We start from the raw sequence: 9,196 nt of genomic DNA on the forward strand, positions 1-9,196 counted from the left end.
TCACCGCACCGAACCCAGCGGGGAGGGCTCTGAGAACGGGCCTGTCGCAGTCGCCAAAAAAGTGATATCACTTTGCTATCAGGATGGAGTCACGTAGAAGGGACGGACGATGGCGAACACATCGAGCGGCGCCGCACTTGAGGCCGCCGTAGTGGACATGCCCGCGCCGCGCACGAGCGAGCGCCCGGTGCGGGCGGCCAACGGGTTCGTGATGCTGGGGGTGGCGACGGCGCTGGACCTGGCCGGGATCGCGCTGCTCGTCGTGGGGATCGTCATGCTCGCCTCGGGGGCCGGGCAGGGCGGCATGTGGGTGGTCATCGTGAGCATCCTGATGATCCTGCTCGGGTTCTTCATGTACTTCGGCCTCACCGCGGTGGCGCCGGGCGAGGCCAGGGTGGTGCAGCTGCTCGGCCGGTACGTCGGCACCCTGCGCACCCCCGGCTTCCAGTGGGTCAACCCGATCACGGTGCGCCGGCGGGTCTCCACGAGGATCCGCAACCACGAGACGGACGTGACGAAGGTCAACGACGCGGACGGCAACCCGATCCAGATCGCGACCGTGGTGGTCTGGCAGGTGCAGGACACAGCCCAGGCGGTCTTCGAGGTGGACGACTTCGTGGAGTTCGTGGCCATCCAGGCGGAGACGGCCGTGCGGCACATCGCGGGCAGCTATCCGTACGACGCGCACGGCGAGCCCAGGCTGTCCCTGCGGGACAACGCCGACGAGATCAACGAGCGGCTGTCCGCGGAGATCGCGGCCAGGGTGTCGTTCGCCGGGGTGAAGGTGATCGAGTCCCGCATCATTCACCTGGCGTACGCGCCCGAGATCGCCCACGCCATGCTGCGCCGCCAGCAGGCGGGCGCAGTGGTGGCGGCCCGGCAGCGGATCGTCGACGGCGCGGTCGGCATGGTGGAGATGGCCCTGGCCAAGCTCGCCGAGCGCGACGTGGTCGAGCTGGACGAGGAGCGCAAGGCGGCCATGGTGAGCAACCTGCTCGTGGTGCTGGTCGGTGACCGCGACACCCAGCCCGTGGTCAACACGGGCACGCTCTACCAGTAATCACCGTGGAGCGGAAGAAGATCCTGCTGCGGCTTGACCCGGTGGTTCACGACGCACTGGCCAGGTGGGCGTCCGACGAGCTGCGCAGCACGAACTCCCAGATCGAATTCCTGCTGCGCAGGGCTCTCTCCGAGGCCGGGCGCCTGCCTGACGGGGTGGGGCGGATGCGCCCGCGCGGACGGCCGAGGAAGGCGCCGGAGGACGGCGCAGATCAGGAAGAAGCAGATCAGGAAGAAGAGGAGCGGGCGGATGGAGACGCAAGTGAAGCAGGGTGAGTCACTGACCCGATCGGCCTTCCTACTGGCCTTCGACCTGCGGAAACAGAAGCTGACCCAGCGGAGCGAGCTCGGCTACCTGCTGCGCGCGGCCACCCTCGCCGAGCTGCTGCTGGCGGGCAACCTGGCGGACGAGTCGGGCAAGGCACGAGCTCGCACCGCCCCGGCCGCCGAGCCGGGTTCCCTGCGGGCGGCGGTCTGGGAGCAGATCTCGAACTCGCCGCCCCGCTCGTGGCGGCGGTGGGTGCGGAAGGACACCGGCAAGGCGGTCCGCGTGGTACGCGACGAGCTGGCGGCCGCCCGGCTGATCAGCGTGGAGCGGCACCGGATCCTGCTGTTCCCGGTCGAGCGGATCACGTTGCGCAAGGCGTACCTGTCGCGCAGGCTGGCCGAGCGCGTCGGCCGGGCCATCCGCGGCGGCCGGCCGGTCGGGCACCTGGACGAGGACGTCCGCGTCCTGGCGGCGCTGGCCACGGCGGCCCAGCTCAGAACGGTGCTTCCCTCCTCGCGGGAGACGCGTCTGCGCCAGGACCGGATCCAGCAGCTGTCCGCGCCCGTCGAGCCGATCGCGACCGCATTGCGCAAGAGCATCGAGGCGGTCAGGGCGGCGAGCGAAGGCTGACACCACGAATCAGGGCTGCTCCTCTGGGCAACCAGCAGCGCGTGCAACTGGGCTGGCTGGCCAGGGAGGTGCCGATCGTCGCGGAGAACACCGCGAAGCCATGGGGTGTCGGCTTCCTGAGCTGGGCGATCGATGTCGGCGCGATTGAGCGTGCGCTGGAGTGGAACCCCAGGGCGGTGATGCTGTCTTTCGGCGACCCGAGCCCGTTCGCACCACGCATCCGCGAGGCAGGCGCCGCACTGATCATCCAGGTCATCGATGGGGAAGAGGCCAGGCGGGCCGTGGATCTGGGGGCCGATGTCATCGTCGCGCAGGGCACCGAGGCCGGTGGGCACGGCGCCGCCGGGGCGCTTGTCGGCACCCGCTTCCAGGCCACGGCCGAGGCCCTCGTCGATCCTTCGATCACCAAGGCGATCATCGAAGGGCGCGGGGAGGACACCGAGCGCAGCCGCGTACTGGACATCGCTCGCGGCTCCAACTGGCCGTCGGAGTACACCGCCCGTACGCTCGGCCACCCGTTCCTGGATCAATGGCGGGGACGGGAAGCGGAGCTGGCCGCGGACCCGCAGGCCAAGCGGGCCTATCAAGAGGCCGTGGAACGAGGTGAGATACCCGCGCTGCCGGCGTGGGCCGGCGAAGGCGTCGATCTGATCGACGACCTGCCGTCCGCGGCCGATCTTGTCGGCAGGATGACCGCGCAGGCCGAGGAGGCTCTGGCCCGGGCGGGGTCGATCTCGAGCACGCGCCGGCCGGGGGAGTGCTCTCCCCCGCGTGGGGGATGAGCGGCGCTCGCGACATGCGTGATCCTCGAAGGCGCCAACCCGTGACGCCGTTCGAGGAGAAGATCCATGGCCGCTCGCACTCTTTGGAGCAGGCTGCACGGCCGGACGGCGGCAGGCGTGCCCCGCTGGGCCGTGCTGACCGCCTACGCCGTCCCGCTGGTCGTACTGCCCTCCAGCCTGTGGCGCATCGCCGGTTTCGTCTTGCATGTGCCGCTGCTGGAGTTCGGCCCCACACCACCCGGCGGCCTGGAGGGGCTGGCCGGCGGGTGGTGGTACATCGTGCTGCTCAGCGTGGTGAGCGAGGCGGCGGCCTTCCTCGCCGTCGGGCTGGTCAGCGAGTGGGGCGAGGCCTGGCCGGCCTGGGTGCCGGTGCTGCGCGGCCGCCCGGTGCCGGTCATGGCCGCGGTCGTCCCCGCCGGTCTCGGCGCGCTCGTGTTGCTGGTCTTCCCGTACGCCATGATCATGGACAGCCTCGGCCTCAAGATCAACGGCGATCCCAGCGCCCTGGTCACGAACGGCTGGCAGACGGTGATCTTCAACGCCACGTACTGGCCGCTGGCCGCCTGGAGCCCCCTGCTCGCCCTGGTGACCGTGCACTACTACCGCCGCCGCACCGCCCTACCTCAGCGGGGCCGGTAGGCGGCCATGAGCACCCCGGTGCGGGTCGTCGCCGAGTCGACCAGCTCGAACGCGGTCAGGCCGGTGCCCGACTCCGGGAACAGCCGCCGCCCCGTTCCGAGCACCAGCGGGTGGATCAGCAGGAGGAGCTCGTCGACGAGGCCGCCCGCCATCAGCGACCTGACCAGCACCCCGCTGCCGAACACCACCAGGTTCTCGGCGAGCTCCTTCTTGAGCCCGGCCACCGCCTCGGTGGCGTCGCCCTTGAGGAGGGTGGAGTTCTGCCAGGGCAGCGGCTCGGCCAGGGTCGTGGAGACCACATACTTCTGGACCCTGTTGAGCGCCTCGGTGAACGGGTTCGGCGCCTGGCTGGGCCAGTAGGCGGCGAAGTGCTCGTACGTCATGCGCCCTGCCAGCAGGGACCATCCGCCCGCCATGCGGGCGCCCATCGCCTCCTGCATGGCCGGGTCCTGGTCCTGGGTGGCCCATCCGCCGTGCCGGAAGCCGTCACGCGGGTCCTCATCGGCTTTCCCGGGGGACTGCATCACGCCGTCGAGCGTCAGGTGCTCGATTGCGATGACCTTGCCCATGGTGTGCCTCTCTTCCTGTTCGTTCGGACTTTCGCCCTCCACACGAACGGGAGGCCGCCGAATCGACACCACCCCTTGAAAAAGGTGGCTCACCAGGTGACCGGCAGCCGCCACACCCCGTACACGATCGAGCTCTTGCGCATCGGGACCTCCTCCGCCGCAACCGCCAGGCGCAAGGTGGGGAAGCGCTCGAACAGCGCACGGTAGGCGATGCGCATCTCGATGCGGGCGAGCTGTTGCCCCAGGCACTGGTGGACACCGTGCCCGAAGGCCAGGTGCTGGCGGGCGTTGTCGCGGTCGAGACGTAGGGCGGCGGGATCGGCGAACCGCTCCGGGTCGCGGTTGATCGCGGGCAGCCCCATGACCACGGTCTCGCCCTTGCGGATGAGCCTGCCGCCCACCTCGACGTCCTCCAGTGCGGCGCGGTTGGGCGCGCCCACGTGGAGGATGGTCAGGTAGCGCATCAGCTCCTCGACCGCGGTGTCGGTCAGCGAGGTGTCGGCGCGGAAGGCGTCGAGCTGCTCCGGGTGGCGCAGGAGCGCGAAAGTGCCGAGGGCGAGCATGTTGGCGGTGGTCTCGTGACCGGCGATCAGCAGGGTCAGGGCGATGTTGGTCAGCTCCTCGTCGCTCAGGTCGCCGTCGCTGATCAGGCCGCTGAGCAGGTCCTCCGCGGGCCGGGAGCGCTTGCGCCCGACCAGGTCGCGCAGGTAGCCGGCCAGGTTCGCCATGGCGGTCATGGCCTGTGCCTCGGAGTTGCCCAGGTCCGCCATGAGGGCGGTCTCCTTCTCGAAGAACTCGTGGTCCTCGTACGGCACGCCGAGCAGTTCGCAGATCACCAGGGAGGGGATGGGGAGCGCGAACGCCTGCACGAGGTCCACAGGAGGACCGGCCTCGGCCATCGCCCGGAGCCGATCCGCGACGATCTGGGCGATGCGCGGCTCGAGGCCCTTCATCCTGCGGACGGTGAACTGGCCGGTGAGCAGGCGCCGGTACCTGGTGTGGTCGGGCGGGTCCATGTTGGCGAACCAGCCGGGCGCGGCCGGCCGGTCGTGTCCGCCGGGGCGGACGTTCGGCCGGGGGAGCGGGGAGTGCCGGAGCTCCGGCCGGACGCTGAAGCGGGAATCGGACAGGATCGCGCGGGCGAGGTCGTAGCCGGTCACGAGCCAGCCGACGTGGCCGTCGGGGAATGCCAGGCGGGCCAGTGGCTGGGAATCACGCTGCCGCTCCAGCTCCGGGGGCGGGTCGAACGGGCATCCAGGCTCGCGTCGGACGGGCAGGGTCACCGGGGTTTCGACGTTCTGATCGCTCATCGGGTCAGCTCCCTGAACATTTTGACAGTGTACTCTCTTTTGAGAGTACACCATCATATTTGGGTGCGGCAGAATGAGCACATGGGCAACGGCGGGCTACGCGAGCGCAAGAAGGCCAGGACCAGGGAGGCGATCCTGCGCGAGGCGTTCCGGCTCTTCCGCGAACGCGGCTACAACGCCACCACCACCGAGCAGATCGCCGAGGCGGCCGAGGTTTCCCCCGCCACCTTCTTCCGCTATTTCCCGACGAAGGAGCATCTGGTCACGCTCGATCGGTTCCCGCCCCTCATGGAGGCGCTCGCGGCCCAGCCGCCGGGCGCGCCGGTCACCGTCCTGCGCGGTGCGTTCCGTACGGCGTTCGCTTCCTTGACCGCCGAGGAGATCGCGGCCGGACACGCACGGGAGGTGTTCGCGACGACCGTTCCCGAACTGGTGGCGGCCAACCTGCGCAAGGCCTCCGGCCTCCTGGGGGAGATCGCCGAGCTGCTGGCCGACCGGACGGGCTACGGGCGGGACGATCCCCGGCTGCGAAACGCCATGGGGGCGGTCTTCGGGATCGTGGCCATGGTCTGGGTGGAATGGGCGCACGACTCCGCGATGGACGGGCCCGCCGAGATCGACAGGGCGCTGGAGCAGCTCGAGTCGGGGCTGAACTGAGCGGGTGACGGGCGCGCGTCAGCGCCAGACGACCTCGTCGAGGAAGGTCTCCACGGCCGTCGTGACCTGACCGAGGACCCCGGCGCTCCTGGCGAGCGGCCCCGGCAGCAGCATGCCGTGGCCGGCGCCCTCGACCTCGAGCACGTACGGCGTCAGCTCCCGCGCCAGGGCGCCGTCCCAGAAGTCATCCGCGGTGCCGCCGACCAGCAGGAACGGCTCCGTGGCCCGGCGCAGCGCGGCCACGCACGCGGACATCGTGAGCAGCGGCGTCAACCAGACGCCCGGCAGGCCGCGTTCCGCCGCCACGGCGGCGGCCAGCGAGCCGAGCGACTTGCCGATGAGCAGCGGCGCCGCGAGCCCGTCCACGACGGGCGCCACCTGCTCACACACCCAGGGCGTGCGCTCCTCGAGCGTCCGGTCCGGCGGCGGCGTCCACCAGATCAGCTCGAGGCGGGCTCCCCGGCGAGCGACCGCCTCGCCCACATAGGCGAGCAGCCCGGCCTGCGGTCCGTAGTTTCCGCCGGGGACGACGACGGCGTGCCGGTCGGAGGCGGCGTTCACGGGTCAAGCCAGGTCGTGCGTCCGGCACCATTCTTCGACGCTTCCGGCCCTGGCCTCGACCGCCCGCCGAGAGCCGGGGTCCGCCGCGATCGCCTCGGAGACCGAGGCGTGCGGAGGCAGCACGGTGACGAGCCCCGTGATCCGGAAGACGCGCAGGATGCGCTCCGCATCGGTGACCAGGGTCAGCGTGCCTCCCTGGTTGCGCTGCCGCTTGAGGCCGCCCACCAGGACTCCCAGGCCGGTCGAGTCGAGGAAGTCGACTCCGCCGAGGTCGGTGATGACGTGGCGGATGCCCTTGCCCGCCAGGTCCACCAGCCGCTCCCGAAGCTGGGGAGCGGTCTCCACGTCGATCTCGCCCGCGACCTTGAGCACGGCGCAGTCGCCGATCGGGCCGATCACCTCTAATTGAAAGTCTCGCATGGGGCGACACCCACTTGTCATCGGTGACAGTGACAGGTAAATCTGTAGCGGTACAGTAGCCCGCCACGGGGCTGCTGTCAATGCCGACATATCTACGTCATTGCCCACAATGACACCAGGGGGACGGATGCGGGTGGAAGAGGCCATCGGCCGGCAGATCGCGCGCCTGCGCGCGGAGCGGCGGATGTCGCTCATGGAGCTGGGCGAGAGCCTGGGGCGCTACCTGGACAGGCCGTGGAGCCGGCAGGCCGTTCACCAGGCGGAGCGTGGCCAGCGCTCCTTCACGGCCGCGGAGCTGACCGCCCTCGCCCTGGCGCTGGACACGTCCATCCCGGCACTGTTCCGGGTGGAAGACGGCGGAGTCGAGCTGCCCGGCGGGGCCGTCAATCCGAAGGAGTACAGGGGCGTCCTGCTCAACAGGGAGCGGGAGTCGCCCATCGACGGGCTGGAGGAGCTGATCCTCGCGTTGCACGACATCCAGGCCGTACTGTCCCGGCCCGCGCTGGCCCAGCTGGCGAGGATCGGGAGAGTGGCCGACCAGGTGGCGGGCCCCGAGCAGCCGTAGGGAGGAGCTTCGAGTTCAGGCGCCGGCGCCGCCGTCCACCGGCACGACCGCGCCGGTCACCATCGACGCCCGGTCTCTGAGCAGCCACGCTGCCACCTCGGCGACTTCCCGGGGCTCCGCCATCCGTCCGAGCGGTACTGAGGCCTTCACCTGCTCGACGATGCCGGGGGTCGCCGCCTCCCACGCGTCGATCATCTCCGTGGCGGTGCCGCCGGGGGTGATGCCGTTCACCCTGATGCCGTCACGGGCCCAGCTCACCGCGGCGGTCTCGGTGATGCTGTTGAGCGCACGCTTCATGGCGCCGTACGCGGGGAGGGCGGGATTGGCGCGGCGGCTGCCGATGCTCGAGGTGTTGACGATCGCCCCGCCACCGCTGCGTCGCATGAGCGCGGCCTCGGCCGTCATCGCGGTCCAGTGCGCCCGGAAGTTCACCGCGAACTGCTGCTCGATCTCCTCATCGGTCGTGGCGTCGAGCGGGCCGGGCTGCTGGCCCACCCCGCCGTTGTTGAACGCGCCGTCGAGCCGTCCGTGCAGCTCCCCGACACGATCGACCGCCGCGCGGATGCTCGCACGGTCGGCGAGGTCCAGGGTGACGGCGTCGGCGACGCCGCCGGCGGCGCGGATCTCGGTGACGATCCGGTCGAGGGCGTCGGTGCTGCGGGCGGCGAGCACGACGGCCGCGCCCTCCCGCGCGAAGAGCCGGGCCGCGGCCGCCCCGATGCCGCGGCTGGCGCCGGTGATGAACAGCACCTTGCCGGTGAGCAGGCCGATGGGTGCGAGGTCGATGTTGTGCGTCATGACGACAGTGTCAGGCCGGCCACCGGGCCGGATGCAGGCACAGACGGTACCAGGATCCATCGCCGCGCGGCGTGCACACTTGGGATATGGACAAACAGGAGCTCGGGGCGTTCCTCCGCACCCGTCGCGAGCGGCTCCGGCCGCAGGACGTCGGCCTGCCCTCGGGCCCGCGACGCCGGACGCCCGGTCTTCGCCGCGAGGAGGTGGCGGTCCTCGCGCACATCTCCACGGAGTACTACGTCCGGCTCGAGCAGGGCAGGGCGCCGCGGCCGTCGGGTGAGGTCCTCGCCGGGATCGCCGGCGCACTGCGACTCACAGAGGCCGAGTCCGACCACCTCCACGTCCTCGCGGGCACGGCGCCCATCCATACCGGACTGCACCGGCGCGACGTCCGCCCGAGCATCCTCGCGCTCCTCGAGCGGCTGCCGCAGACGGCCGCTTTCGTGATGTCCGCCGCGTACGAGGTGCTCGCGTGGAACGACCTCGCCGCCGCGCTCATGGAGGACTTCGCCGAACTCGCCCCAGAGGACCGCAATCTCGCGCGCCGGGCGTTCCTCGGGTCGGCACGCGCCGATGCGACGCCGTACGGGATCTCCGACGCCGCGGAGTTCCGGCACCAGGCCGTCATGGGGCTCCGGTCCACCCTCGCCCGGTACCCGTCTGACCCTGCGGTGAGCGACCTCGTCGACGAGCTCCGCGACGCCAGCCCCGAGTTCGCCCGGCTCTGGGAGCGGCACGACGTGCAGGCCATGCCGACGCTCACGAAGACGTTCCGTCACCCGGTCGTCGGGGAGATCACCGTCGACTGCGACTCGCTCGCGCTCACGGACCGCGACCAGCACCTGGTGATTTACAGCGCGCCGTCAGGATCCTCCAGCGCCGAAGCGCTGGCTCTGCTGAATGTCCTTGGACACGAGTACGTCAAGGCGCGCAGGTAG

At 70.8% G+C, this 9,196-nt stretch carries 12 protein-coding genes and 1 pseudogene; 8 read left to right on the forward strand and 5 right to left on the reverse strand.

Annotation, left to right across the window (positions count from 1 at the left end; genetic code table 11):
- Positions 1-109 precede the first annotated feature (109 nt).
- From AB0H84_RS40685 to AB0H84_RS40705, 5 genes are all read left to right on the forward strand, one after another.
- Positions 110-1,060, forward strand: coding sequence for an SPFH domain-containing protein (locus AB0H84_RS40685; RefSeq protein WP_357616983.1), 951 nt, complete (start codon positions 110-112; stop codon positions 1,058-1,060).
- Entirely contained in the window at positions 1,060-1,335 is a 276-nt protein-coding gene (locus AB0H84_RS40690; RefSeq protein ID WP_357617258.1) for a hypothetical protein, read from the forward strand. Before AB0H84_RS40685 ends, AB0H84_RS40690 begins: the two co-directional genes overlap by 1 nt.
- Positions 1,310-1,957: a GPP34 family phosphoprotein gene (locus AB0H84_RS40695; protein WP_357616985.1), complete on the forward strand. Its 648-nt coding sequence runs from the start codon at positions 1,310-1,312 to the stop codon at positions 1,955-1,957. Before AB0H84_RS40690 ends, AB0H84_RS40695 begins: the two co-directional genes overlap by 26 nt.
- A 41-nt stretch (positions 1,958-1,998) precedes the next feature.
- Entirely contained in the window at positions 1,999-2,739 is a 741-nt protein-coding gene (locus tag AB0H84_RS40700; protein ID WP_357616987.1) for a nitronate monooxygenase, read from the forward strand.
- A 66-nt stretch (positions 2,740-2,805) separates the two neighbouring features.
- On the forward strand, positions 2,806-3,378 hold the full coding sequence (locus AB0H84_RS40705; protein ID WP_357616989.1) for a hypothetical protein: 573 nt from the start codon (positions 2,806-2,808) through the stop codon (positions 3,376-3,378).
- Here the strand turns inward: AB0H84_RS40705 and AB0H84_RS40710 are convergent.
- Positions 3,363-3,947 (reverse strand): dihydrofolate reductase family protein, encoded by a 585-nt coding sequence (locus AB0H84_RS40710; RefSeq protein ID WP_357616991.1) that lies wholly within the window; start codon positions 3,945-3,947, stop codon positions 3,363-3,365. The two genes, AB0H84_RS40705 and AB0H84_RS40710, sit on opposite strands and share 16 nt — an antisense overlap.
- 89 nt (positions 3,948-4,036) lie before the next feature.
- A complete protein-coding gene (locus AB0H84_RS40715) occupies positions 4,037-5,257 on the reverse strand; it encodes a cytochrome P450 (RefSeq protein WP_357616993.1) in 1,221 nt (406 codons plus the stop codon).
- A gap of 63 nt (positions 5,258-5,320) precedes the next feature.
- Here AB0H84_RS40715 and AB0H84_RS40720 point away from each other — a divergent pair, with 63 nt between their 5' ends.
- Positions 5,321-5,914 (forward strand): TetR family transcriptional regulator, encoded by a 594-nt coding sequence (locus AB0H84_RS40720; protein ID WP_357616995.1) that lies wholly within the window; start codon positions 5,321-5,323, stop codon positions 5,912-5,914.
- Positions 5,915-5,932: 18 nt separating this feature from the next.
- Here the strand turns inward: AB0H84_RS40720 and AB0H84_RS40725 are convergent, their stop codons facing one another.
- A complete protein-coding gene (locus AB0H84_RS40725) occupies positions 5,933-6,475 on the reverse strand; it encodes a hypothetical protein (protein WP_357616997.1) in 543 nt (180 codons plus the stop codon).
- Between the two features lie 81 nt (positions 6,476-6,556).
- Positions 6,557-6,895, reverse strand: a pseudogene (locus tag AB0H84_RS40730) (STAS domain-containing protein); the annotation flags it as partial.
- Positions 6,896-7,022: 127 nt separating this feature from the next.
- Between AB0H84_RS40730 and AB0H84_RS40735 the strand changes: the two are divergent.
- The gene (locus AB0H84_RS40735) at positions 7,023-7,460 is read left to right on the forward strand and encodes a helix-turn-helix domain-containing protein (RefSeq protein WP_357616999.1); all 438 of its coding nucleotides are present in this window, start codon (positions 7,023-7,025) and stop codon (positions 7,458-7,460) included.
- A gap of 15 nt (positions 7,461-7,475) precedes the next feature.
- Here the strand turns inward: AB0H84_RS40735 and AB0H84_RS40740 are convergent, their stop codons facing one another.
- Positions 7,476-8,258 carry an SDR family oxidoreductase gene (locus tag AB0H84_RS40740; protein ID WP_357617001.1) on the reverse strand — a complete coding sequence of 261 codons (783 nt, stop codon included), beginning with the start codon at positions 8,256-8,258 and terminating at the stop codon, positions 7,476-7,478.
- Between the two features lie 86 nt (positions 8,259-8,344).
- Here AB0H84_RS40740 and AB0H84_RS40745 point away from each other — a divergent pair, with 86 nt between their 5' ends.
- Positions 8,345-9,196 (forward strand): helix-turn-helix transcriptional regulator, encoded by an 852-nt coding sequence (locus tag AB0H84_RS40745; RefSeq protein WP_357617003.1) that lies wholly within the window; start codon positions 8,345-8,347, stop codon positions 9,194-9,196.

The organism is Nonomuraea sp. NPDC050786 (assembly GCF_040654115.1).
Taxonomy (GTDB): Bacteria; Actinomycetota; Actinomycetes; order Streptosporangiales; family Streptosporangiaceae; genus Nonomuraea.